General features: G+C 67.9%; 22 protein-coding genes, 1 tRNA gene and 1 pseudogene. 18 read left to right on the forward strand and 6 right to left on the reverse strand.

Annotated features, from left to right (window positions below; genetic code table 11):
- The first annotated feature begins 273 nt into the window (after window positions 1-273).
- The 4 genes from VIM54_RS09485 (at window position 274) to VIM54_RS09500 (ending at window position 3525) form a co-directional block, all read left to right on the forward strand.
- Entirely contained in the window at window positions 274-1428 is a 1155-nt protein-coding gene (locus tag VIM54_RS09485; RefSeq protein WP_331900832.1) for a tyrosine-type recombinase/integrase, read from the forward strand.
- A gap of 236 nt (window positions 1429-1664) precedes the next feature.
- Complete coding sequence (locus VIM54_RS09490; RefSeq protein ID WP_331900833.1) at window positions 1665-2273, forward strand: SRPBCC family protein; 609 nt, start codon at window positions 1665-1667, stop codon at window positions 2271-2273.
- Window positions 2270-2941: a DUF4166 domain-containing protein gene (locus tag VIM54_RS09495; RefSeq protein ID WP_331900835.1), complete on the forward strand. Its 672-nt coding sequence runs from the start codon at window positions 2270-2272 to the stop codon at window positions 2939-2941. Before VIM54_RS09490 ends, VIM54_RS09495 begins: the two co-directional genes overlap by 4 nt.
- Complete coding sequence (locus VIM54_RS09500; protein ID WP_331900837.1) at window positions 2938-3525, forward strand: DUF4166 domain-containing protein; 588 nt, start codon at window positions 2938-2940, stop codon at window positions 3523-3525. The genes VIM54_RS09495 and VIM54_RS09500 overlap by 4 nt, the downstream gene beginning before the upstream one ends.
- Before the next feature lie 84 nt (window positions 3526-3609).
- On the opposite strand, the gene VIM54_RS09505 is transcribed toward VIM54_RS09500, so the two are convergent.
- Complete coding sequence (locus tag VIM54_RS09505) at window positions 3610-3741, reverse strand: hypothetical protein (RefSeq protein ID WP_331900839.1); 132 nt, start codon at window positions 3739-3741, stop codon at window positions 3610-3612.
- Window positions 3742-3906: 165 nt separating this feature from the next.
- Window positions 3907-3981: transfer RNA gene (locus VIM54_RS09510), tRNA-Arg, on the reverse strand.
- A 183-nt stretch (window positions 3982-4164) separates the two neighbouring features.
- Between VIM54_RS09510 and VIM54_RS09515 the strand changes: the two are divergent.
- Window positions 4165-4698: pseudogene (locus tag VIM54_RS09515) on the forward strand (pyridoxine/pyridoxamine 5'-phosphate oxidase); the annotation flags it as partial.
- A 264-nt stretch (window positions 4699-4962) separates the two neighbouring features.
- Complete coding sequence (locus tag VIM54_RS09520) at window positions 4963-5757, forward strand: transglutaminase family protein (RefSeq protein WP_331900841.1); 795 nt, start codon at window positions 4963-4965, stop codon at window positions 5755-5757.
- Here the strand turns inward: VIM54_RS09520 and VIM54_RS09525 are convergent.
- Window positions 5754-6395 (reverse strand): arginyl-tRNA synthetase, encoded by a 642-nt coding sequence (locus VIM54_RS09525; protein ID WP_331900843.1) that lies wholly within the window; start codon window positions 6393-6395, stop codon window positions 5754-5756. The genes VIM54_RS09520 and VIM54_RS09525 overlap by 4 nt on opposite strands.
- A 94-nt stretch (window positions 6396-6489) precedes the next feature.
- Here VIM54_RS09525 and argS point away from each other — a divergent pair, with 94 nt between their 5' ends.
- From argS to prmC, 9 genes are all read left to right on the forward strand, one after another.
- On the forward strand, window positions 6490-8151 hold the full coding sequence (gene argS, locus VIM54_RS09530; RefSeq protein ID WP_331900844.1) for an arginine--tRNA ligase: 1662 nt from the start codon (window positions 6490-6492) through the stop codon (window positions 8149-8151).
- Window positions 8151-8966 carry a DUF2993 domain-containing protein gene (locus VIM54_RS09535; RefSeq protein ID WP_331900845.1) on the forward strand — a complete coding sequence of 272 codons (816 nt, stop codon included), beginning with the start codon at window positions 8151-8153 and terminating at the stop codon, window positions 8964-8966. Before argS ends, VIM54_RS09535 begins: the two co-directional genes overlap by 1 nt.
- Before the next feature lie 78 nt (window positions 8967-9044).
- Window positions 9045-10460 carry a diaminopimelate decarboxylase gene (gene lysA / locus VIM54_RS09540; protein WP_331900846.1) on the forward strand — a complete coding sequence of 472 codons (1416 nt, stop codon included), beginning with the start codon at window positions 9045-9047 and terminating at the stop codon, window positions 10458-10460.
- Complete coding sequence (locus VIM54_RS09545) at window positions 10457-11791, forward strand: homoserine dehydrogenase (protein WP_331900848.1); 1335 nt, start codon at window positions 10457-10459, stop codon at window positions 11789-11791. Before lysA ends, VIM54_RS09545 begins: the two co-directional genes overlap by 4 nt.
- Window positions 11791-12873, forward strand: a complete 1083-nt coding sequence (gene thrC, locus VIM54_RS09550; RefSeq protein WP_331900849.1) for a threonine synthase — start codon at window positions 11791-11793, stop codon at window positions 12871-12873. Before VIM54_RS09545 ends, thrC begins: the two co-directional genes overlap by 1 nt.
- A gap of 145 nt (window positions 12874-13018) precedes the next feature.
- The gene (gene thrB / locus VIM54_RS09555) at window positions 13019-13927 is read left to right on the forward strand and encodes a homoserine kinase (protein ID WP_331900850.1); all 909 of its coding nucleotides are present in this window, start codon (window positions 13019-13021) and stop codon (window positions 13925-13927) included.
- Window positions 13928-14100: 173 nt separating this feature from the next.
- Window positions 14101-16407 carry a transcription termination factor Rho gene (rho, locus tag VIM54_RS09560; RefSeq protein WP_331900851.1) on the forward strand — a complete coding sequence of 769 codons (2307 nt, stop codon included), beginning with the start codon at window positions 14101-14103 and terminating at the stop codon, window positions 16405-16407.
- A gap of 21 nt (window positions 16408-16428) precedes the next feature.
- Window positions 16429-17511, forward strand: a complete 1083-nt coding sequence (gene prfA, locus VIM54_RS09565; protein ID WP_331900985.1) for a peptide chain release factor 1 — start codon at window positions 16429-16431, stop codon at window positions 17509-17511.
- Between the two features lie 75 nt (window positions 17512-17586).
- Complete coding sequence (gene prmC, locus VIM54_RS09570) at window positions 17587-18453, forward strand: peptide chain release factor N(5)-glutamine methyltransferase (protein WP_331900852.1); 867 nt, start codon at window positions 17587-17589, stop codon at window positions 18451-18453.
- A gap of 145 nt (window positions 18454-18598) precedes the next feature.
- Here the strand turns inward: prmC and VIM54_RS09575 are convergent, their stop codons facing one another.
- The 3 genes from VIM54_RS09575 to VIM54_RS09585 are packed head-to-tail and all read right to left on the reverse strand — an operon-like array spanning window position 18599 to window position 20520.
- Entirely contained in the window at window positions 18599-19240 is a 642-nt protein-coding gene (locus tag VIM54_RS09575; RefSeq protein ID WP_331900854.1) for a hypothetical protein, read from the reverse strand.
- A 42-nt stretch (window positions 19241-19282) separates the two neighbouring features.
- Window positions 19283-19891 carry an HAD family phosphatase gene (locus VIM54_RS09580; RefSeq protein ID WP_331900855.1) on the reverse strand — a complete coding sequence of 203 codons (609 nt, stop codon included), beginning with the start codon at window positions 19889-19891 and terminating at the stop codon, window positions 19283-19285.
- Window positions 19891-20520 (reverse strand): HAD-IA family hydrolase, encoded by a 630-nt coding sequence (locus tag VIM54_RS09585; protein ID WP_331900856.1) that lies wholly within the window; start codon window positions 20518-20520, stop codon window positions 19891-19893. Before VIM54_RS09585 ends, VIM54_RS09580 begins: the two co-directional genes overlap by 1 nt.
- Window positions 20521-20622: 102 nt before the next feature.
- Between VIM54_RS09585 and VIM54_RS09590 the strand changes: the two genes are divergently transcribed.
- Genes VIM54_RS09590 through VIM54_RS09600 form a run of 3 tightly spaced genes read left to right on the forward strand, consistent with a single transcriptional unit; the run spans window position 20623 to window position 23089 of the window.
- On the forward strand, window positions 20623-21345 hold the full coding sequence (locus VIM54_RS09590) for an L-threonylcarbamoyladenylate synthase (RefSeq protein ID WP_331900858.1): 723 nt from the start codon (window positions 20623-20625) through the stop codon (window positions 21343-21345).
- Window positions 21342-22625 (forward strand): MraY family glycosyltransferase, encoded by a 1284-nt coding sequence (locus VIM54_RS09595; protein ID WP_331900859.1) that lies wholly within the window; start codon window positions 21342-21344, stop codon window positions 22623-22625. The genes VIM54_RS09590 and VIM54_RS09595 overlap by 4 nt, the downstream gene beginning before the upstream one ends.
- Window positions 22622-23089, forward strand: coding sequence for a hypothetical protein (locus VIM54_RS09600; protein ID WP_331900860.1), 468 nt, complete (start codon window positions 22622-22624; stop codon window positions 23087-23089). The genes VIM54_RS09595 and VIM54_RS09600 overlap by 4 nt, the downstream gene beginning before the upstream one ends.
- Window positions 23090-23122: the final 33 nt, after the last annotated feature.

Consider the following 23122-nt stretch of genomic DNA (forward strand, 5'->3'; position numbering starts at 1 on the left):
CTTCCTTTGCCTATTCCAAGGGCTGGAATACCCAAAGGAACAGCTGGCGCTGTGTTTTTGCTGATCAGCCGCCACCCCCGCGCTGCGCGCGCTTCCCAACCTCCCACACCCATCGCAAGCTCTTGGAGTGGGAGGTTGGGAAGTAAAGGGGTGGCGGCAGATAAGCAAAAGGTTGAGGGAGAGGTTGAAGTTGAGAGACGCGGCGTAGTGAGTTGCCGGGGGTCGGGGTGACCTGTCCGAGGTAGCGTCAGCGCCCCGACGTACTGTCAGGTCATGGGAAGCATCAGCGCGTACCAAACCACGTCAGGCAAGCGCTATCGAGCGATGTTCCGAAAGCCCGACCACGCTCAGACCCAGAAGGGCGGTTTCAAGACCAAGCGCGAAGCCGAGCTGTTCCTCGCGAGCGTAGAGATCGACAAGAGTCGCGGTGCCTACATCGACCCGTCAAAGTCGCGCGTGCTCGTGGGCGAGTGGCTCGACGCATGGATGGATGGCCGCGCCGACTGGCGCGCAACCTCACGAGAGCGAGCTCGCGGGATCGTCGCGCTTCACATCAAGCCCTCGCTCGGCGGCTACCCGCTCGGCTCGTTGACCCACGGCACGGTCCAGGTATGGGCTGGTGGCCTCTCCAAGACGCAGTCGCCCTCGAGTGTGTGCAAGATTGTCAACGTGCTGTCCGGCAGTCTCCAGATGGCTGTGAAGGACGGGCGGCTTCCAGCCAATCCAGCCCACGGGCTGAATCTCCCCAAGGTCGGCAAGCCTGCCAAACGGTATCTCACTCACGACGAGGTCCGGGATCTCGCCGACGCCGTCGATTCGCTTGGCAAGGGGATGTATCGGGGTGAGCGAAACAACTACGGGCTCCTGGTGAAGGTGCTCGCGTATTGCGGGCTCCGCTGGGGCGAGGCATCCGGCCTGCGGGTTCAGGACATCGACTTCGCTCGTGGCCGGCTCGAGGTTCAGCACACAATTGTCGAGGTTGACGGGGTGCAACTCGACTCCGAGCCCAAAGACTACGAAGCCCGTTCCATCCCGGTTCCGGCGTCGATCCTCGCCGAACTCAAAACCCATGTCGAGGGCAAGGAAGGCGGTTCACCGGCTTTCGCGGCAGCCCGCGGTGGCTGGCTGCGTGGTCGCGTTTTCCGGCGCGGCTGGCTTGACGACGCGGCGAGCATGATCGGTCAGGACGGCCTGACCCCGCACGAGCTGCGGCACACGGCGGCTAGTCTCGCGATCAGCGCGGGAGCAAACGTCAAAGCCGTACAGCGGATGCTTGGACACGCGTCGGCCGCGGTCACGCTCGACGTCTACTCAGACCTCTTTGACAACGATCTGGACGCCGTGTCGGCGGTACTAGACATCGAGATAGCTCGGACGAGTTCGTCGGCACGAGCCTCAGCTATCTCCGAAGGTCCTCAATCGGGTTGAGACGAGCGCGCCGCTGGCTGTCGCACAACGATAGTGCGGTGAGCGCTGCGGCTTGTCCAACGGTCCTCACCGGGTTCTGCTTGGCAGCAATGCCGACATATTGCGGCAACAAGGACACCGCCATTTTTCGACAAGGGCCACAGGAGCGAGCGCCGGATCGCGAATAGTCCGGCCCGTAGGCCGACCTAATTACGGACAGCAGTCCACTCAAGGAGTGAATGCGGGAAGATCGGAGCATGGCGCGAGACGCAATTTACGTCGAGATCGAGATTCGCAGCCCGATGGATCGGGTCTGGCAGCTCACCCAAGAGCCGGCCCAGCATCCACGTTGGGACCTGAGGTTTAGCTCCATAACGCCGACTGCAGAACTTACCAGCGGCGGGTATCGATTCCGGTACGAGCGGCGCTTGCCGCTTCACACGATCATCGGCACGGGCACTTCGCTTGGCGAGCGAAGCAGACCTGACGGCACCCGGACATCCGCTCTGCGCTTCACGACCGACGACCGGTTGTCGCCACTCGGTGAAGGCCGCGGATACTGGCGCTACCTTCCGACACCGAACGGAGTCACCTTTATCACCGGCTACGACTACGCGCCAGGCTGGGGGCGACTGCTCGACCGAATCCTCCTGCGTCGATTTATTGGCTGGATGACCGCGTGGAGCTTCGACCGGTTGCGGATCTGGGCTGAAACGGGTGTCCCGCCCGAGACTTGGCCTCTCGCGTCAGTTCTGATGTTCTGGAGAGGCGACCGGCCACGCGCATCCCGCTGCCGAAGAGTGCCGCGTCGCGGCCGCGCCATGGACGATTTGCCCGAAACGCTCGGTACTCGCGAAGCGCCATGACCTCGATCTTCGAAAGCGCGCTCGGCGACGATTTCGCCCGACTGTCCCCGATGATGCAAAAGCGGTTCGGCGTCGGGCTCGACTCCGGCTACGCGTGCGTCGGTACGGGAGTGATGTCGCAGATCCGGCGAGGACCTTGGTGGGTGGTGCCGTTCCTTTATACCGGCAAGCTGCGCAACATCCTCATTCCGGATGTCGGCGAAAACGTTCCGTTTACGATCGAGAACTACCCGTACCGCGACCCGTTCGGGCGCGAAACGGTCACCTTCGTGCGCGAGTACCGCGTGCGACGCAGGCCGAGCCGTTTCGACGCGACCATGATTCTCAGCAACGGACGCGTGCTCGACTACCTCGGCACCCACCAGCATCTTGCAGTCGACCTGGACCTCAAAGTGGACGACGATGGCTCGCTTCGTCTCACGTCGAACGCCCAGCGGTTTTACGAGGGACGTTTCGTCGGGTTCCGATTCCCCATGCTGTTCAGCGGCCGCGCTCAGCTGCACGAACGCTTCGACGACGCCGCAGGTGTCTACAGGATCAGGATGGAAGTGCACAACAGGGTGTTCGGCTTCCTGTTCGGTTACGAGGGCGAGTTCACCTGCGAGTTCCCTGCTGCCGCGGACGCGCCTGTCCGCCTGAAACCAGTGCGTCACGAGCGACGGGTATGACCCAGTCGGTCTACGAGCGTGTGCTCGGCTCAGACTTCGAATTGCTTGCGCCAGAGCTGCGCGCATATTTCTCCGGCGGCCATGGAGTCGGAGTTGGTGGTGGCGTGTTCGAAGTCGCTGGATGCCGGCTCGCCATTCTTCGACCGATGCTCGCCTACCTGGCGCGGCAGCGCATCCTGTTCCCCGAGCTCGCTCGTGACGTGCCCTTCGACGTAGTGAACACCCCGACCGCGAGCGGCGAACTCGAGGCGCTGCGCACCTTCCACCTGCCCGCGCGCGATCGACCGCTCGAGGACACCATGCGGGTCATCGAGGGACAACTGCACGACTTCATGGGCAACAAGCGCGGGTTCGAAGTACGGATGGCCCTGGCGATCACAGACGGATCCCTGACGATGCGCTCCGACCGGCAATGGGTTCGCATTCTTGGCGCTCGAGTTAGGATTCCTCAACTCGCGACCGTGACAGTCTCCGAGTCCTGGCTTGACGGACATCAGCACGTGGATGTGCGATTGAGCACGCCCGTAATCGGTGAGTGGTTTCGTTATGCCGGCAGCTTCACTTACAGCTACCCCGGCGAGTGATTGCCGCCCGGAATCGCCACTAGCCGGCCGCTCTAACCTGATCTGTCCGAGTTCAGGCAGCGCTGAGATGGACCAACGAGTGCTCTACTCCCGCCAAAACAAGGGCTGCACCAGCCGCGCAGCCTGATCGCTGGGCTGCGATAAAAGTTCACCTTCCCGCGAGGCGAACACGTCGATGATCTGGGGGCAGCTCCACACGTCACGCTGTTCAATCATGCCGAAAAGGTAGCCCCAGCCCAGGTGCCGAGCGAAAGCCAGGTCACATTACCTTGGTTCGGCTTGCCACTTGGACCAGCATGAGTGTTGCCAAAGTTGTTGCCACAGACGGGGAAGGCTGCTTTGGCCCCGAAGTGGATATAGCCTCTGACCAGCTATTTTCTGTGGTGCCCCCAGGCAGATTCGAACTGCCGCCCCTGCCTCCGGAGGGCAGTGCTCTATCCCCTGAGCTATGGGGGCCAGGGTCAAGAGTCAAGGCTACCAGCCGCCGGGAGACGCGAACGTATGCTGGCAGCATCACCGACGAGTCCTGGCTCGATCGACTGCGCGCGCTTCGGGTGTTTGGCGGCGAACTGCCCGCGTTTGCCCCGGATGCCGCCCCCCGAGAACCCGCTGGCCCTGTTTTCCTAGTGGCTCGGATTCGCCATCGACTCGGGAGTGTCGCAGCCCCACGCGATGGCGATCGCGACCGTGAGCGGCGGTGGGGCGACATCCGCTCGCACTCTTCTGCTCAAGGATCTCGATGCGGAGGCCCTCTGGTTCGCCACGATGTCTACGAGCCAGAAGGGGCGGGAGCTCGCCGCGAACCCGAGCGCCGCGCTGCTCTTCTATTGGCGCGAGCAGGGGCGGCAGGTGCGGGTGACCGGGGATGCGGAGGCCGGCCCACGCGCGCTGAGCGAGTCGGACTTTCTGCAGCGCAGCCCGAACGTGCGGGTCGTCGCCTCGGCGGGCAACCAGAGCGACGTGTTGCCGGGTCTGGGGGAGTTCGACGCCGCAGTGGGGGAGTCCCGTCGGGCGATCGAGGCCGATCCGGGATTCGTGCCGGAGGGCTGGACCGCCTACCGACTGCGGCCGGCCGTGATCGAGTTCTGGCAGGCGACCCGCGACCGCGACCAGATCCGGCTGAGGTACACCAGGCAGGGCGACGGCCGGGCGCGCGAGCTGCTCTGGCCGTAGGCCAGGCACTCGAACGGGGCCGGTTCGGGCATCCGGGGCCGACGCGTCGGCCCAAAGTGCGCGCATTGGCCCCGATGGGACCCGGCCCCGATGGGACCCGGCCCCGATGGGACCCTGCCCCGAAAGGGAACCCGCCCGGATGGGACCCCGCCCCGATGGGACCCCGCCCCGAAAGGGACCCCGGCCCGGCAGGCGGAGCGGCACCCCGCGACGGAACGCGCTCACCGTCCCCGGGAGGAAACACCGGCGTGGGAGGATCGACGGATGCTGCGCAACGTCTCCGCCCGACTCGAACTCGACATTTCCGGCCGCGCCGACCTCGTGCTGAGCCTTGCCGTGGCGCACGGCGCCGAGCTCAGCAGTGAACGGCTGTCGATCGCGCTCAACGGCACGCCGATCGAGCCTCAGGAGATCGTGGACCGGCACGGTTCGCGGCTGCACACCCTGCAGAGCGACGCCGGCCGCATGACCATCGAGTACTCGGCCGAGGTGGTCGGCCAGGCCGAACCGGCGGCGATCGATGAGCTCGACCGCATCATCTACCTGCGCCCGAGCCGGTATTGCGAGTCCGACACCCTGCTGCCGACGGCGCGCTCCGAGTTCGCCGGCATCCGGGGTCTCGAACTTCTCGCGGCGGTGGGCGCGTGGGTGCAGGAACGGCTGTACTACGTGCCCGGTTCGAGCCGGGTGACGGATGGCGCGGTCGGCACGCTCCTGGCCCGCCAGGGCGTCTGCCGCGACTACGCCCACCTGGTGATCGCGCTGCTGCGCGCGCTGGACGTGCCGACCCGCATGGTGGCCGTCTACGCGCCGGGGCTCAGCCCGATGGACTTTCACGCCGTGGCCGAGGCGTTCATCGACGGCCAGTGGCACGCCGTGGATGCGACCGGACTCGCCCCGAGGCAGAGCCTCGTGCGCATCTCCACCGGACGAGACGCCGCCGACATCGCGTTTCTCACCAACCACTGGGCCAATCTCACCCTGCGTGAGCTGACGGTGCTCGCGATCGTCGACGTGCTGCCGACCGACGACCCGCTGCGGCTCGCCGAGATCCGTTAGCGCAGCTGCGAGACGGCGGAGGCCACGAGAGTGCGGGCATCCGCTCCGCTCGCGAAGTCCGACGCGCCCGCGAAGAAGACGGATGTCGCCACGAGCCAATACGTGCCGGTGAAGACGTCGAGTCGGCCGGTGCCGCCGCTCGAGGCGAAGTAGGCGGATTCGCCGATGCCCGCGACCGCGGTGCCGGCACCGGCGGTGGCCCTGAGCCCCGCGAGGGCGGCCGAACCGGGGCGCGCCACGGCGATGGTCACCTTGTCGCCGCTGGTCTGGTTGGTCCAGTCGCACGCGACACCCTTGGCCGCCACGGCCGTCGCCGCCGCCGTGCCGCCGGCCGGCTTGAAGCTCGCATCGAGCCCGAAGTTGGGGTTGAAGTCGTACATCGTCTGGGCTGAGACGAGCGCGTTGCAGCCGATCGTCACCGCCTGGGCCGGGGTGCCGGCCGTGGCGGTCGGGCTCGGCGAGGCTGGCGTGCCCGTGCCAGTCGGGGTCGGCGAGTGTGAGGCACTGGCGCTGGGGGAGGAGCTCGGCCCTGCCGGCTTCGGCGTGCCGACGCACCCCGTGAGTCCGATCGCGGCGATGGCGGCGACGCTCGCGAGCACGACAACCCTGTGACGGCGCGCGGCGGAAGTGGAAAACATGATGGACCCCCTGAAAGTCTCTGAGGCCATCTTCGCCGACGGCGATGACGACGCCAGCCGGACGCGCCAGCAAGCCCGGATAGAATCGATGCTCGTGACCCCAGCCGAACTCTCCGCCAACCTGCTCGCCATCGTCGAGGGCGCGCTCGAGCGACGCGGCGACGACACGACCACCGTCACGATCGACGACGTGCTGCTGGAGCGTCCCAAGAACCGGGAGCACGGCGACTGGGCATCGAACATCGCCATGAAGCTGGCCAAACCGCTCGGCACCAACCCGCGCGCGCTCGCCACCGAGATCGCCGACGGCATCCGCGCGATCGAGGGGGTCTCGTCGGTCGACGTTGCGGGCCCCGGCTTTATCAACATCAGCCTGGATGCGGCGGCAGCCGGCGCGCTCGCCAAGACGATCGTCGAGCAGGGCGAGGACTACGGCCACGGCGACCTCTACGAAGGCGTCACGATCAACCTCGAGTTCGTCTCGGCCAACCCGACCGGGCCCATCCACCTCGGCGGCGTGCGCTGGGCCGCCGTGGGCGACAGCCTCGCCCGAATCTTCACGGCCGAGGGCGGCATCGTCACCCGTGAGTACTACTTCAACGATCACGGCACCCAGATCGACCGGTTCGCCCGCAGCCTGCTCGCGAGCTACCTCGGCGAGCCGACCCCCGAAGACGGTTATGGCGGCCAGTACATCTCCGACATCGTCGACCGAGTGGTGGCGGGGTACACGGGCGACCTCTCCGAACTGTCCAGGGACGAGCAGCAGGAGGCGTTCCGAGCCGCCGGCGTCGAGCTCATGTTCGGCGACATCAAGAAGAGCCTGCACGACTTCGGCGTCGACTTCGATGTGTACTTCCACGAGAACCTGCTGCACGAGGGCGGCGACGTCGAGCGCGCGATCGCCCGCCTGAGGGAGCTCGGGCACATCTACGAGGCGGATGGTGCCACCTGGTTGCGCACGACGGAGTTCGGCGACGACAAGGACCGGGTGGTGATCAAGAGCGACGGCGACGCCGCCTACATCTCCGGCGACCTCGCCTACTACCTCAACAAGCGTGAGCGGGGCTTCGAGCGCAACTTCATCATGCTCGGCGCCGACCATCACGGCTACGTGAAGCGGCTGATGGCCATGACCTCCGCGTTCGGCGACGTGCCGCGGGTCAACCTGGAGATTCTGATCGGCCAGATGGTCAACCTGCTCAAGGACGGCACGCCCCAGCGGATGAGCAAGCGGGCCGGAACGGTTGTGGTGCTCGAGGACCTGGTGGAGGCCGTCGGCGTCGACGCCGCGCGGTACGCGCTCGTGCGATCGTCGAGCGACTCACAGCTCGACGTCGACCTCGACCTGCTCACGCGGCGCACCAACGACAACCCCGTGTTCTACGTGCAGTACGCCCACGCGCGCACCCGTTCGGTCGCGAGGAACGCGGCGGCGAGCGGGGTCGAACGCACCGCCTTCGACGCCTCCCTGCTCGACCACGACACCGAGAGCAGCCTGCTCGGCGTGCTCGCCGAGTTCCCCCGCATCGTGCGCCAGGCGGCCGAACTGCGCGAGCCGCACCGCGTTGCGCGCTACGCGGAGGAGCTAGCCGGCGCCTATCACCGCTGGTACGACAACTGCCGGGTCACGCCGCTCGGGGACGAGCAGGTCACCGACCTGCACCGCACCCGCCTCTGGCTCAACGATGCGACCGGCACGGTGCTGCGCAACGCGCTCGGCCTGCTCGGTGTGAGCGCCCCGGAGCGGATGTAGTGAGCGACCAGTCCACGGTTTCCCTTCCGCCCGATCCGGCCGCACCGCCCCGCACACGCCGTCGCGGCGTGGTGCTCTGGAGCGTGCTCGCCGCGATCCTCGTGGTGTTGATCGTCGCGGCGGTCGCGCTCGACGGAGTGGCGCGCGCCTACGCCGGCACTCTCATCGAAAACAAGGTGCGGTCGTCCCTCTCGATCCCGGCGAGCACGCCGGTCGACGCCAAGGTCGGCGGGGCATCCGTGCTGCTGCAGCTGCTCGCCGGCAAGCTCGAGAGAGTCGACGTGTCGTCGAAGGGGCTCGCGGTGGGGGCGCTCACCGGGGACGCCACGCTCACGGCCACCGGCATCCCCATCGACCAGAGCAAGCCCATCGATCACGCGAGGCTCGAGTTCACGGTGGACGAGACCCAGCTGAAGACGCTCGTCGGCACGGTGTCCGGCATCCCGGTCAACTCCCTCACGGTGCAGTCGGGGGCGATCGCCCTCGCCACCACGATCACGGTGCTCGGCATCGGCATCCCGGTGACGGTCGCCGTCGCGCCGTCGGCGGTCGGCGGGGAGCTCGTGCTCACGCCGAAGTCGGTGACGTTCAACGGGCAGACCCTCACGCCGGCCGACCTGCGCAAGACCTTCGGCTCGCTCGCCGACACGCTTCTCACCACGCAGAAGATCTGCGTCGCGCAGTTCCTGCCGAAGGCGCTCGCCCTCGACGCGGTGACGGTGAGTGGCTCGAACGTCGCCCTCGCCGTGTCGGCCGACAACGTCACACTGAACAGCGACCTGTTCGCGACAAAGGGCGTGTGTGCCTCCAAGTAATAGGATTCAGGGGGCTTGCATCCACCCGCTCCGGCGCGCTCGCCCCATCTTCCCGCCGGCCAGCCCCGAGGTTTCCCAGTGACAATCAATCCGCTTGCCCCATCGTGGCTCGCCCATCCGGCCGATGCGAACGCGCTCGCCCCCGGGCTCTGGTCGCACGGCACGGCACGCTCCGCGTCGGGGGAGGTCGAGGTCGCCGGCGTCGCGGTGTCAGATCTCGCGGCCCGCTTCGGCACGCCCCTGTTCGTGGTCGACGAGGCGGATGTTCGGTCGAGGGCCGAGTTCGTTCGCGAGTCGTTCGACCGGGAGTTCGCCCGCATCGGGTCGGCGGCGAAGGTCTACTACGCGGGAAAGGCGTTCCTCTCCGCCGAGGTCGCCCGATGGGTGAATGACGCCGGTCTCTACATCGACGTGTGCAGCGGCGGCGAGCTTGCCGTCGCCCTCGCTGCCGGAGTCGACCCGGCCAGGCTCGGTTTCCACGGCAACAACAAGTCGGTCGCCGAAATCGACCGGGCAGTGGCCTGCGGGGTCGGCGTGATCGTGATCGACAGCGACATCGAGATCGAGCGGGTCGCGGATGCCGCGGCTCGCCACTCGCGGGTGCAGCCGGTTCGACTGCGCCTCAACAGCGGTGTCCACGCCCACACCCACGAATACCTGGCCACCGCGCGGGAGGACCAGAAGTTCGGCATCGCGCTCGCCGACGCACCGGCCGCCGTCGCCGCGATCCGGGCGCACTCCTCCCTGGACTTCCTCGGCCTGCACTCGCACATCGGGTCGCAGATCTTCGAGTCAGACGGCTTCGCCGAGGCCGCCAGGCGCCTGCTCGCGCTGCAGGCCCGGCTGCTCGAGCATGGCCCGGTGCCGGAACTCAACCTCGGCGGCGGGTTCGGGATCGCCTACACGAGCGCCGAGACCGCGCTGCCCCTCGACGAGATCGCGGCAAGCTTCGCCGACATCGTGGCCGGCGAGTGTGCGAGGCTCGGCATCCCGGTGCCGATCGTGGCCATCGAGCCGGGCCGGGCGATCGTCGGGCCGTCCACCCTCACGCTCTACGAGGTCGGCACGGTGAAAGACGTGCTCGTCTCCGGCGACGGAACGACGCCGGTGATCCGGCGCTACGTGAGTGTCGACGGCGGCATGAGCGACAACATCCGGCCCGCGCTGTACAGCGCCGACTACTCGGTTCGCCTGGCCGGCCGCAGCTCGACCGCCGACCCCGCCCTCGTGCGCATCGCCGGAAAGCACTGCGAGAGCGGCGACATCGTCGTGCGCGCCGACTACCTGCCCGGCGACGTGCGGCCGGGCGACCTCGTGGCGGTGCCGGCGACCGGCGCGTACTGCTGGTCGATGGCCAGCAACTACAACTACCTGGGCCGGCCCCCCGTCGTCGCCGTGCGCGACGGCGAGGCCCGCGTGATCGTGCGCGGCGAGACCGAGGCAGACCTTCTCTCCCGGGATGCGGGCATCCTGGCAACGAACGGAGCACGATGATCGAGTACCGCAACCTCAGGGTCGCCCTCCTGGGCGCAGGATCCGTCGGCGCCCAGGTGGCGTCGCTGCTGCTCGAACACGGTGACGAACTCGCCAACCGTGCAGGCGCCGGGCTCGAACTGGTGGGGGTCGCCGTGCGCGACCTCGACGCGCCCCGCACCGCGAACATCCCGCGGGAACTCCTCACGACGGATGCCGAGTCCCTGATCCTCGGCGCGGACATCGTGATCGAACTGATGGGCGGCCTCGAGCCGGCGCGCACCTACATCCTGCAGGCGCTCACCTCGGGGGCCGACGTGATCACCGGCAACAAGGCGCTCCTCGCCACGCACGGCCCTGAACTGTTCGAACTCGCCGAGCAGGTGGGCGCCCAGCTCTACTACGAGGCGGCCGTCGCCGGGGCGATCCCGATCATCCGGCCGCTGCGCGACAGCCTCGCCGGCGATCGCATCAAGCGCATCCTCGGCATCGTCAACGGCACCACCAACTTCATCCTCGACCGCATGGACACCGCCGGCGAGTCCCTCGAGGCGGCCCTGGCCACCGCGACCGAGCTCGGATACGCCGAGAAGTCCGACCCGTCGGCCGACATCGAGGGCTTCGACGCCGCGCAGAAGACCGCGATCCTGGCCAGCCTCGCCTTCCACACGACGGTGCCGCTCGACGCGGTCTACCGCGAGGGCATCACCGCCATCACCATCGAGCAGGTGGACGCCGCCCGCAAGGCCGGGTACGTGATCAAGCTGCTGGCGATCTGCGAGCGGATGACGGATGCCGACGGCGTCGAGGGCGTGTCCGCCCGCGTGTACCCGGCACTCGTTCCCCGCAGTCATCCGCTCGCCGCCGTGCACGGTGCCAAGAACGCGGTGTTCATCGAGGCGGAGGCCGCCGGCGACCTCATGTTCTATGGCGCCGGCGCCGGGGGAATCGAGACGGCCTCCGCGGTGCTCGGCGACCTGGTGTCCGCCGCGCGTCGGCACGTGATCGGCGGCCCGGGCGTCGCGGAGTCGACCCATGCCAACCTGCCCATCCTGCCGATCTCGCGGGTCATCACGCGGTACCAGATCACGCTCAGCGTCGTCGACCAGCCGGGGGTGCTCGCCGCCGTGGCGACGCTCTTCAGTGAGCACGGCGTGTCCGTCGAGACACTGACCCAATCGGTGCAGGCGCAGCCGGTCCAGGCCGGTGCCGACCCTGCCCTGCCCAGCGCTACCCTAGTTATCGGCACCCACGAGGCGTCGGAAGCCGATCTCGCCGCAACCGTCGCGGCGCTCGAAACCAGCCAGGTCGTTCGAGCGGTCACGTCCGTACTCAGAGTAGAAGGATCCTAATGGCCCACCAGTGGCGCGGAGTTCTCCGCGAGTACGCAGACCGGCTCGACATCTCCGATGCGACCCCCATCATCACTCTCGGCGAGGGCGGCACTCCGCTGCTGCCGGCTCCCGCGCTCTCCGCCCGCACCGGCGCCACGGTCTGGGTGAAGTACGAGGGGATGAACCCCACCGGTTCGTTCAAGGACCGCGGCATGACCATGGCGGTGTCCAAGGCGGTCGAGCACGGCGCGAAGGCGATCATCTGCGCGTCGACCGGCAACACCTCGGCGTCTGCCGCCGCCTACGCTGCGCACGCCGGCATCACCGCCGCCGTGCTCGTGCCGGAAGGCAAGATCGCGCTCGGCAAGCTCAGCCAGGCCATCGCGCACAACGCGGAACTCCTCCAGGTGCAGGGCAACTTCGACGACTGTCTCGAGATCGCCAGGGACCTCGCGGCCAACTACCCGGTGCATCTCGTCAACTCCGTCAACAACGATCGCATCGAGGGCCAGAAGACCGCGGCCTTCGAGGTCGTCGAGGTTCTCGGAGACGCCCCGGACATCCACATCGTGCCGGTCGGCAACGCCGGCAACTACACGGCGTACTTCCGCGGCTACAGCGAGGAACTGGCGCGCGGCGAGACGACGAAGCTTCCGCGCATGTTCGGCTTCCAGGCCGCCGGCAGCGCTCCGATCGTGCTCGGCCACGTCGTGAAGAACCCCGACACCATCGCGAGCGCGATCCGCATCGGCAACCCGGCGTCGTGGGAGCTCGCCCTCGGGGCGCGCGAGACGAGCAACGGCTACTTCGGCGCGATCTCCGACGAGCACATTCTCGAGGCCTACCGCATCCTCTCCGCCGAGGTCGGCATCTTCGTGGAGCCCGCATCGGCGATCAGCGTGGCCGGCCTGCTGGAGCGGGCGGCTGCCGGACAGATCCCGCGCGGATCCACCGTCGTGCTCACCGTCACCGGCCACGGCCTCAAGGACCCGCAGTGGGCCCTTCGCACGGCCGACGGCTCGGACATCAAGCCCACCGTCGTGGCGAACGACACCGACGAGGTGGCCGGCGTGCTCGGCCTGTCCAAAGTCTCGGCCTAGCGTTGCCGACCACAGCGGTCTTCGGGAGCGCGAGATGAGGCCAGGGACGCCAGGGACGCCAGAGACAACGGGGTCAACCGGGACAACGGGGTCAACCGGGCCGTCGGGATCGACCGGGCCGTCGCTCGCCGGTCGTTCAGTCACGGTGAAGGTGCCGGCGACCACGGCGAACCTCGGTCCGGGCTTCGACACCCTCGGACTCGCGCTGTCGCTGTACGACGAGCTCACCGTGTCGGTGCGGCCCGAACCCGGTGCCACCGTCGAGGTGATCGGCGTGGGAGCAGGCGAGGTGCCCACCGACGAGTCGAACCTCGTCGTGAAAGCGATCGCGTACACCTTTGCCGCATACGGGCAGCCGCTTCCCGGGCTCGACCTCGTGGCGCGCAACAACATCCCCCATGGGCGGGGCCTCGGCTCATCCGGTGCCGCCATCGTCTCGGGCATCATGGCGGCGAAGGGCCTCCTCGAGGGAATCGTCGACATCGACTCCAACTCCCTGCTCGCGCTCGCGACGGCCATGGAGGGGCATCCGGACAACGTCGCGCCGGCCCTGTTCGGCGGACTCACGATCGCCTGGACCTCGGATGCCGGGCCGCAGCACAAGAAGCTGATGGTGCACCGCGGCGTCTCGCCCCTCATCGCCGTGCCGGAGTCCACGATGTCCACCGAGCTCGCGCGCAGCCTGCGACCGGCCTCGGTGCCGCACGAGGACGCCATCTTCAACGTCTCGCGGAGCGCCCTCCTGATCGCCGCCCTCATCCAGTCCCCGGAACTCCTGCTCGCCGCGACCGAGGACAAGCTCCACCAGAGCTACCGCGCGAGCGCCATGCCAGACACCGAGTACCTCATCGGCGAATTGAGGGCGGCCGGGCTGCCGGCGGTGGTGTCGGGCGCCGGGCCGTCGATTCTTGTGCTCTGCAGCGACCCGGCCCAGAGGCTCGTCGCCGCCGAGCTCATCGCGCGCCACGAGGGCGCGCCGTGGCAGTCGCTCGTGCTGGCCGTAGACTTCAAAGGTGCTACAGTTTCACTGCACCCGGTAGATATCTCGGCATAGCCGAAAGCCCCGGTTTGCACAATCACTAGCACTCGCTTCAATACTTTCCCTCACTGTGCAGCTGCTTACAACAGTCGCGCGGGCCCGGTGGAGAGTACGGACGACAAGCTCTCCCGCGAGCGTATCCCGCACCGTATCGGTGCGGACCTTGCGAGGGGAAAGGAACACTCTTAGTGACTGACCTCACTGTCCGCGCCACCCGGCCGGACTCAAGCACAAACCTCTCCAGCCTTCGCCTCCCTGAGCTGTACGCTCTGGCAGCCGAGTTGGGCATGAGTGGTGCCTCCAAACTTCGTAAGGGAGAACTCGTGGACGCGATCACCGAGATCCAGAACAACACCAAGACAACGGCGGATGCCGCACCGTCGACCAGCGAGGACGCCGCGGTGACCGAGTCGGCCACGACGGACGCCACAGCGACTGAAATTGCAGCGACTGAAATTGCAGCGACCGAGACCTCAGCGACCGAGGCCGCCGCCGCCCCGGCCGTTCGCAAGCGCGCACCGCGGCGCGCGAGCACCTCCATCGTGGACGCCGCCGCCTCCACCGCTCCGATCATCGACGCCCCGGCCTTCGAGCCGGAGCCCGTCGCCAAGGCGGCGCCCAAGTCGGTCACCAGGCACGTGAACCGTGCAGCGAGCGGCATCGACCTCATCCCCGGGCAGGAGGCCGAGCGCGAGGCGCAGGCCGACGCGCAGCCGACCGAGGGCCTCGACCGCATCCCCGGCCAGGAGGCCGAGCGCGAGGCGCTCGCCGACGCGCAGACCGAAAGCGTCCCCCGCCAGCGCAACACTCGCCAGCGCAACGCCCGCCAGGCCGGCATCGACCGCATCCCTGGGCAGGAGGCCGAGCGCGAGGCGCAGGCCGACGCGCAGCCGAGCGAGGGTCTCGACCGCATCCCCGGCCAGGAGGCCGAGCGCGAGGCGCTCGCCGACGACGGCGATGGGCAGCCGACGCGCAACTCCCGCAACCGCAACCGCAATCGTGGCGACCGTCAGCAGGCGGATACCGCCCGCGGCGACCAGGATTCCGACGACACCGCGCGCACCAACAACCGCAACGCCAACAACAGCCAGCAGAGCAACCGCCAGCAGCAGGGCGACCGCCAGCAGGGCGACCGCCAGCAGCAGGGCGACCGCCAGCAGCAGGGTGACCGGCAGCAGCAGAACGACCGCCAGCAGCCGAACAATCGCAACGGCAACGACCGCCAGCAGCAGCAGTTGCTGCAGGACGACGACGGCGAACGCAGCGGACGCAACCGCTACCGTGACCGCAAGCGCCGCGGCCCGGGCGGCAACGACGACTTCGAGCCCGAAATCACCGAGGACGACGTGCTCATCCCGGTGGCCGGCATCCTCGACGTTCTCGACAACTACGCCTTCGTTCGCACCAGCGGCTACCTCCCGGGCAACAACGACGTCTACGTCTCGCTCGGCCAGGTGAAGAAGTACAACCTCCGCAAGGGTGACGCCGTGGTCGGAGCAATCCGCCAGCCGCGCGACAACGACAACAGCGGCCGCCAGAAGTACAACGCGATCGTGAAGATCGACTCGATCAACGGACTGCCCGTCGACCAGGCCGCCGACCGTGTCGAATTCGGCAAGCTCACGCCGCTCTACCCCTCGGAGCGCCTGCGCCTCGAGACGGAGCCGCAGAAGCTCACCACCCGCATCATCGACCTCGTGTCGCCGATCGGCAAGGGCCAGCGCGGCCTCATCGTCTCGCCGCCCAAAGCGGGCAAGACGCTCGTGCTCCAGGCCATCGCCAACGCCATCGCCAAGAACAACCCCGAGGTGCACCTCATGGTCGTTCTCGTCGACGAGCGTCCGGAAGAAGTGACCGACATGCAGCGCACAGTCAAGGGTGAGGTCATCGCCTCCACCTTCGACCGTCCGGCAGAAGACCACACGACCGTCGCCGAGCTCGCCATCGAGCGCGCGAAGCGACTCGTCGAACTCGGCCACGACGTCGTCGTGCTGCTCGACTCGATCACCCGCCTCGGCCGCGCGTACAACCTCGCGGCCCCGGCATCCGGACGCATCCTCTCCGGAGGAGTCGACTCGTCTGCCCTCTACCCGCCGAAGCGTTTCTTCGGTGCAGCGCGCAACATCGAAGATGGCGGATCGCTCACCATCCTCGCCACCGCGCTCGTGGAGACCGGATCCAAGATGGACGAGGTCATCTTCGAGGAGTTCAAGGGCACCGGCAACATGGAGCTCCGCCTGTCGCGCCAGCTGGCCGACAAGCGCATCTTCCCCGCCGTGGACGTCAACGCCTCCGGCACGCGTCGCGAGGAGATGCTCATGGGTATCGATGAGACGAAGATCAACTGGAAGCTCCGCCGTGCTCTCGCCGGACTCGAGACCCAGCAGGCCCTCGAACTCGTACTCACGCAGCTCAAGGACACGACGAGCAACGTCGAGTTCCTCATGAAGATCCAGAAGTCGCTTCCGGGCGCATCGAGTACCAAAGAGGGCTAAGCAGCCATGGCAGACTCTGGCATTTTCGAGTCGGTGAAGACCCTGTTGGCCGAGCACGAGGATCTCCAGGAGCAGCTTGCCGACCCGGAACTCCACTCCAACCCGGCCAAGTCGAAGAAGGTCAACCGACGGTACGCCGAACTCAGCCGCATCGCCGATGCGTACCACCGCTGGGTGAAGCTCACCGACGACTTCGAAGCCGCGAGCGAGATGGCGGCGGAGGATGCGTCCTTCGTCGAGGAGCTGCCGAACATCAAGGCGGAACTCGACACGATGGAGGAGCGCCTCCGCCGGCTGCTCATCCCGCGCGACGAGAACGACGGCCGCGACGTCATCATGGAGATCAAGATGGGGGAGGGCGGCGCCGAGTCCGCGCTCTTCGCCGGCGATCTCCTGCGCATGTACCTGCACTATGCGGAATCCAAGAAGTGGAAGACCGAGATCATCGAGCAGACCTCGAGCGATCTGGGCGGCATCAAGGATGTCCAGCTCGCCATCAAAGGCAACTCCACCGACCCGGCGGAAGGCGTCTGGGCGCACCTCAAGTACGAGGGCGGCGTGCACCGCGTGCAGCGCGTTCCGGCCACCGAGTCGCAGGGGCGCATCCACACCTCGGCGGCCGGCGTGCTCGTGTTCCCGGAGGTCGACGAGCCTGAAGAGGTCGAGATCTCGCCCAACGACCTCAAGATCGACGTCTACCGTTCGAGCGGCCCCGGCGGGCAGTCGGTCAACACCACCGACTCCGCCGTGCGCATCACCCATCTCCCGACCGGGATCGTGGTGGCGATGCAGAACGAGAAGTCGCAGCTGCAGAACCGCGAGGCCGGAATGCGCGTGCTTCGTGCCCGCGTGCTCGCTCGCCAGCAGGAGGAGATCGACGCGGCGGCCTCCGTCGTGCGCAAGAGCCAGATCCGCACCATGGATCGATCGGAGCGCATCCGCACCTACAACTTCCCCGAGAACCGCATCGCCGACCACCGCACGGGCTACAAGGCCTACAACCTCGACGCCGTGATGAACGGCGCGCTCGACGCGGTGATCCAGTCGGACATCGACGCGGACGAGGAAGCCCGACTTGCGATGCTCGGTTCCACCGAGGAGTGAGTCCCCTCAGAAGCAATGGGCCCGCTCCGCTCGCACCCTTCGCTCTCGTCCGAACCGACCACCCTGGCTGCTCCCATGAATCCTGTTGTTAGCGTGGCGACTCTTCGCGACGAAGGCGTCGAGCTGTTGGCGCGCGCGGGCGTCCCAACGCCCGACGTCGACGCCGAGCTGCTCATCGGCCACGTGCTCGGCCTCAGCCGCGGAGAAGTGCAGGCGAAGGCCGTCATCGGCATGGCGGTGGCAGACGGCGACGCGACCGCCATCCGTGCCGCGTTCGCTCGCCGCGCCACCCGCGAACCGCTCCAGCACATCACGGGGACGGCTCCGTTCCGCTCGATGGAACTCGCCGTCGGACCGGGTGTTTTCGTGCCGCGACCAGAGACCGAGGAGGTCGCCCAGTTCGCGATTGACGCGTTGCGCGCCGCGGCCGCCCCCGAGCCGATCGCGGTCGACCTGGGGACCGGCAGCGGGGCGATCGCCCTCGCGATGGCGACCGAGGTGCCGCACTCACGCGTGTTCGGTGTCGAAAACTCCCCGCGCGCCTTCGTCTGGACCACCCAGAACTTCCGCGCCAGCGGAGCCGACAACGCGCGCGCCGTGTTCGTCGACCTGGCCGACGCCCTCCCCGACCTTGACGGCACCGTGGCCGTGGTCATCTCCAATCCGCCATACATCCCGTCCGGCGCCATCCCGCGTGACCCGGAGGTGCGGCTGTTCGACCCCGAGCACGCCCTCTACGGCGGTCCGGACGGCCTGGATGTCGTGCGCCAGGTCTCGCACACTGCGGCGCGCCTGCTGCACCCGGGTGGCACCCTCGTGCTCGAGCACGGCGAGCTGCAGGGGGCAGCCATCGCCGCGCTGCTCACCGCTGACGGCTGGCATGCCGTCGCGACGCACCGCGACCTGCTGGGCCGCGACCGCGCGACCACTGCCCTCCGCTAGCCCGACTGTTCCCCGTTCCGAAATCCATGCATTCCTAGCCGACACGCCGGTGGGGTGACAGGACACGCCGAGGTTCGGGCAGGGATGCATGGATTTCGGAAGTGCGGAAGTGCGGAAGTGCGGAAGTGCGGAAGCGGGCGAGCGGCTAGAGGGACTCGCTCGCCGCGTCCATCGCCGCAGCGCACTCGGAAAGGGCCTCCTGGGCCCACTCGCGCTGCTGGGCGGTGCCGAGGAGGTCTGCCCACCGGGCGGCCTCGGTGAACGAGGCGAAGGCGGCATCGAGGTTGTCCTCGTCGAAGTACCGCCAACCGAGGTTGCTGTGCAGCGACACGAGCCAGCGTTTCGTGCGGTCGTCGGGGGAGGCCTCGGCGAGTTCTACCGCGCGAGCCGTCCAGTCTTCGGCGCCGGGGGCGTCGACGATCGCGAGCATGTGCAACGCGTCGATCAGCAGGAACTCGGCGCCCAGGCGGCCGGCAATCGTGGCGGCCTGGCGGAACAGGCCGGCTGCGGCATCCGGATGCCCTGAGCTGTTCATGACGCGGCCGGACTCGAGGAGCACCCGCACCCCCACGATCGGATCCGACTCGTCCGGGACCTCGATCAGGAGCGCCGCCGCCTCGTCGAAACTGCCCTGAAGTCCGATCGCCCGCGCGAGCTGCGTGGTGAGCTCGGCGCGCTCCGTGTCGTCCCACGGGCCGCCCTGCTCCAGTTCGACCCGGAATCGGGCCTCCGACGCCGCGGGGTCGCCGAAGTCCCACAGTTCGTCGAGCGTGGGTTGGTCGATCATCCAGCTCTCTCCCTCTTTGGTCGTCTCCAGCCTAGGGCTGCGTCAGCGGGTACGGGCGAAGTCCTCGATCGCCGCGAGCAGGCCGGGGGCGCCGGCGAAGAGATGCCCGGTGATGCCGATCGAGCGAGCGCCCGCGACGTTCTCTGGCAGGTCGTCGGCGAAGAACGCGTCGCTCGCCGGTACGCCGTAGCGGGCGAGCACCCCCTCGAACACCTCCGGGTCTGGCTTGCGCGCCCCGTAGTCCGACGACGTGAAGAGATGGTCGCCGAAGATGGGCACGAGCTCAGGGGCGAGAGAGCGCAGGTGGCGCGAGGTGAGCGGGCCATTGTTGGTGAGGAGCGTCACCTGGCCGAGCTCGGCCGCGCGACGCACGGCGGCGATGGAATCCACCCACGGCGTCATGGCCGCGCCTCGAACTCGCACCCAGTCTGCCTCGTCCACGTCGATGCCGACGGCGGCGTTGAACGCGGCGAGGTAGTCGTCCGCACTGCCGATCCGGCCGGCCTCGGCCGCCCACTCGCCCTCGGCGTGCCACCAGCGCTCGCGCAGTTCGGCGAGGGAGAGCCCGGTGAGACCGGTCATCCCCGCCATCCGCCGACGCCAGTCGTAGTCGTAGAGCACGTCATCCATGTCGAAGATGAAGAGCATCATCACTTCTTCCTCGCGGCGAACCGCTCGATGGCCGCGTGCAACCCGTCCACCTGCGGCACGCCATTCAGGTAGACGAGGTGGTGCGTGTGGATTCCGACGGATGCCGCCCCGGCCACGTTCGCGGCCGAGTCGTCGACGAAGAAGGTGTCCTTCGGTCGCGCGTTGAACCGCCCGAGGGCGAGTTCGAAGACCTGCGGGTCGGGCTTCCGCACGCCGAGCTCGCAGCTCACCAGCCGGTTGTCGCCCACGATGGCAACGACATCCGGCGCGAGAACGGGCAGCGATTCGGCGAACACCGACGGGTTGTTGGAGAGCACGCAGGCCGTGCCGATCGACGCGGCGCGGCGCAGGGCGTCGATGCTGCCCGCGATGCGGGTGCTGGCGAGTGCACGCGCCTGCTGCCACTGCTCGAGGGTGATCGCGGCGCCCGTGATCCGCTCGAACTCCGCGAGGTATTCCACCGCGGTCGGCCACTCGCCCGATTCGGCGCGGATCTCGAATCCGCCCTGCCACCAGGTCTTGGCGATGTGGTACTGGCTCACCCCGCTCGCGATGCTCAGCGCGGGCAGCCGCTTGCGGGAATCGTACGCGTAGAGGGTCTTGTCGAAATCAAAGAAAAACAGGTCCACGGGGCTCCACTCGCAGCTACCAGTATCTCAGCCGACGCCGAGCCCGCCGTGGCCGGGCCTCCGCGAGGCTGTCAGGACGGTCGAAGTAGGATGGCTACCGACATGGCGACGACTTACGACTGCTCGGACCCCACCGGGCTTCTCACTGGCATGCGCCTCGCGAGGGTCGCAATCGGCCGAGGCGAGCTCGTAGTGCTGCCCACGGACACGGTGTACGGCCTCGCGGCCGACGCCTTCAGCCCGGAGGCGGTGCAGAGGCTCCTCGATGCGAAGGGCCGCACCCGCCAGTCGCCTCCTCCCGTGCTCATCCCGGGCATTCCGACCCTCGACGCCCTCGCCGAGGCAGTGCCAGACGAGGTCCGCGCGCTCGTCGCCGAGTTCTGGCCGGGCGGGCTCACCGTGATCCTCCCCGCCCGCGAGTCCCTCAAGTGGGACCTGGGGGACACCGACGGCACGGTCGCCCTGCGGATGCCGAACAACTTCTACGCGCTCGAGCTGCTCTCCGAGACGGGCCCGCTCGCCGTCTCGTCGGCGAACCTCACCGGCGAACCGGCCGCGACCACGGTGCAGGATGCCGAGCGCCTGCTCGGCGAGAGCGTAAGCGTGTACCTCGACGGCGGAGTGGCAGGCACGGACTACGCCGCCGGGGAGGGAACGGGGTCGACGATCGTCGACGCGACCGGGCTGCTCACCGAGGGCGGGACCCTGCGCATCGTGCGGCACGGGGTGATCTCCGAGGAGGCGATCAACGCCGTGCTCGACTCGGTTCGGGAGTCCAGGACGACCGAGTCCGGGGCCGCGGAGTCCGGAACGGGCCCCTCGTGAGAGTCATCTACTACGTCGCCGCCGGCGGACTCTCGGCCGTGGTCACCTTCGGCCTGTCGATCCTCATCGCGCGCCTGGGCATGAAGTACCGGCTGTACCCGGCGATCCGCGAGCGCGACGTGCACAAGCGCCCGACACCCCGGCTCGGCGGCGTCGCGATGTTCCTCGGCATCCTCATCGCGTTCGGCGTCGCGTCGCAGTTGCCGCAATTCCATCTCATCTTCGCCAAGCCCGGCCCGATCTTCGCGATCCTCGGGGCCGCCCTCATCATCGTGCTGATCGGGGTGGCCGACGACATCTGGGACCTGGACTGGGTCACGAAGCTCGCCGGCCAGATCATCGCCGCCGGGTTGCTCGCGTGGCAGGGTGTGCAGCTCACGTCGCTGCCGATCGTGGGCGGCATCGTCGTGCTGTCCTCGTACACGGGGCTGATCGTCACGGTTCTCGCGATCGTGCTGGTGATGAACGCCATCAACTTCATCGACGGCCTCGACGGCCTCGTCGCCGGTGTCGCCATCATCGCCAATGGTGTCTTCTTCATCTACAGCTGGATCCTCGCCACCAATATCGCCCAAACGGAATACTTCAATCTCGCCTCGCTCATCACCGCGGTGCTCATCGGCGCGTGCGTGGGGTTCCTGCCACTCAACTGGCATCCGGCGAAGCTCTTCATGGGCGACGCGGGCGCCCTGCTCGTCGGCCTCCTGATGGCGACCTCCGCCATTTCGGTCACGGGTTCGGTGGATGTCGGCCAGCTCACCTTCGCCAAGCAGCTCGTGCCGGCGTTCATCCCGATCCTGTTGCCGTTTGCGATCCTGATCGTGCCGCTGCTCGACTTCGGCCTCGCCGTCTTCCGCCGGCTGCGCGCCGGCAAGTCGCCGTTCAGTGCCGACCGCAAGCACCTGCACCACCGGCTGCTCGACATGGGGCACACCGACATCCCGGCGGTGCTCATCTTCTACGCCTGGACCACGGTGGTGGCCGTCGGCTGCCTGCTCTTCCTCTTCATGCCGGCCGCGCGAGCCCTCACCTTCATCGCCATCGGGCTGGTCGTCTGCACCGTGGTCACGCTGTCGCCGCTCACCAGGCGCAAGGCCGTCGAGGCGGCCGTGCAACTGGCAACCCCCGAGGAGGACGTGCCGGCGGTTGCCGCCCGCTTCGACCCGCTCGATGCGGCGGCCGACATGGTCTCGATCGGGACTGACGCCGACGACCACCCAGAAACGGATGCCGCGCAAGACGCGGCACTCGACGCCCTGAAGAAGAAGGAAGCCACATGAGCGCCGTCCCCATCCTCAAGCGCATCCTCGCCTACGGGGGCATCCTCGCGATCGTCATCGCGGTAGTCGGATCGATCATCGGCCTCGTCGTCGCCGGCGGCAGCGGGGTGCTGAGCGCCCTCATCGGCACCGCGATGGCCGTCGTGTTCCTCGGAATCACGGCGGCGAGCATCGTGGTCGCCACCCGCATCGCCAAGGGCGACTTCCTCAGCGTCGCCTTCTTCGGCATCGTGATGGGGGCGTGGCTGCTCAAGTTCGTGCTGTTCCTCGTGCTCGTGTTCCTGCTCAAGGACCAGCCCTGGATCCAGTCCACGATTCTTTTCCTCAGTCTCGTCGTTGCGGTACTCGGAACCCTCGTGGTCGACGTCGTCGTGATCGCCCGCTCTCGCCTGCCCTACGTGAGCGACGTGCGCCTTCCGGGGGACGCCGCCGAGGCGTCGTCGAGGGGCGAACAGGCCAAATAACGATTCTGGCCGCCTTCATTCTGTTGATAGAGT

Origin of the sequence: Lacisediminihabitans sp. (assembly GCF_036569425.1) — a bacterium.
Lineage (GTDB): Bacteria > Actinomycetota > Actinomycetes > Actinomycetales > Microbacteriaceae > Lacisediminihabitans.

What these genes read in the sequence shown, in the direction of transcription:
- VIM54_RS09580 (WP_331900855.1), bottom strand. Translation starts at nt 19,891, where the DNA reads ATGATGCTCTTCATCTTCGACATGGATGACGTGCTCTACGACTACGAC.
- VIM54_RS09490 (WP_331900833.1), top strand. Translation starts at nt 1,665, where the DNA reads ATGGCGCGAGACGCAATTTACGTCGAGATCGAGATTCGCAGCCCGATG.
- prmC (WP_331900852.1), top strand. Translation starts at nt 17,587, where the DNA reads ATGAATCCTGTTGTTAGCGTGGCGACTCTTCGCGACGAAGGCGTCGAG.
- VIM54_RS09520 (WP_331900841.1), top strand. Translation starts at nt 4,963, where the DNA reads ATGCTGCGCAACGTCTCCGCCCGACTCGAACTCGACATTTCCGGCCGC.
- VIM54_RS09575 (WP_331900854.1), bottom strand. Translation starts at nt 19,240, where the DNA reads ATGATCGACCAACCCACGCTCGACGAACTGTGGGACTTCGGCGACCCC.
- VIM54_RS09505 (WP_331900839.1), bottom strand. Translation starts at nt 3,741, where the DNA reads ATGATTGAACAGCGTGACGTGTGGAGCTGCCCCCAGATCATCGACGTG.
- VIM54_RS09590 (WP_331900858.1), top strand. Translation starts at nt 20,623, where the DNA reads ATGGCGACGACTTACGACTGCTCGGACCCCACCGGGCTTCTCACTGGC.
- thrC (WP_331900849.1), top strand. Translation starts at nt 11,791, where the DNA reads ATGGCCCACCAGTGGCGCGGAGTTCTCCGCGAGTACGCAGACCGGCTC.
- VIM54_RS09600 (WP_331900860.1), top strand. Translation starts at nt 22,622, where the DNA reads ATGAGCGCCGTCCCCATCCTCAAGCGCATCCTCGCCTACGGGGGCATC.
- VIM54_RS09525 (WP_331900843.1), bottom strand. Translation starts at nt 6,395, where the DNA reads ATGTTTTCCACTTCCGCCGCGCGCCGTCACAGGGTTGTCGTGCTCGCG.
- VIM54_RS09500 (WP_331900837.1), top strand. Translation starts at nt 2,938, where the DNA reads ATGACCCAGTCGGTCTACGAGCGTGTGCTCGGCTCAGACTTCGAATTG.
- VIM54_RS09545 (WP_331900848.1), top strand. Translation starts at nt 10,457, where the DNA reads ATGATCGAGTACCGCAACCTCAGGGTCGCCCTCCTGGGCGCAGGATCC.
- VIM54_RS09485 (WP_331900832.1), top strand. Translation starts at nt 274, where the DNA reads ATGGGAAGCATCAGCGCGTACCAAACCACGTCAGGCAAGCGCTATCGA.
- VIM54_RS09495 (WP_331900835.1), top strand. Translation starts at nt 2,270, where the DNA reads ATGACCTCGATCTTCGAAAGCGCGCTCGGCGACGATTTCGCCCGACTG.